This is a genomic window from Rhodococcus sp. R1101 (assembly GCF_000278445.1).
GTDB classification, from domain to species: Bacteria; Actinomycetota; Actinomycetes; order Mycobacteriales; family Mycobacteriaceae; genus Rhodococcus; species Rhodococcus gordoniae.
In genome coordinates this window covers 1-352 of sequence record NZ_AJVB01000974.1, presented here as the reverse complement: position 1 = coordinate 352, position 352 = coordinate 1, and the positions used below count along the sequence as shown (strand labels likewise).

Sequence of the window (352 nt, the reverse complement as noted above, 5' to 3'; positions counted from 1 at the left end):
TGCCGATGCCGGTTGGCCACGACACCGAGTGCGATCGGAACGAACTCGCGCGGCATGATGTCGCGCACGAGACTGTAGGACAGCGCGACGATACCGACCAGGGCTCCCTGGGCCGCTCGGCCGACCAACATCATCTCGAAGGAGGTCGACGCGGCGCTGATGACGCTGCCCACGATGAACACGACGGCGAGAAAGAGAATGACACGCTTCTTGCCGAGTTTGTCCGAGGCCTTGCCGATCATCGGCATCAGTGTGGCGCCGGCGAGGGTGACGATGGACATCGTCCATGCCACGTTCAGCGTGTTGAAGGACGACGCGATATGGGGCAGAGCCGGATACACCATGAGGATCT

1 protein-coding gene is annotated in these 352 nt (G+C 62.2%); it reads right to left on the bottom strand.

Annotation, left to right across the window (positions count from 1 at the left end; all coding sequences use genetic code 11):
• Positions 1–352: MFS transporter (locus R1101_RS29150; RefSeq protein WP_037225531.1), on the bottom strand; the 352-nt coding region annotated here is incomplete at both ends.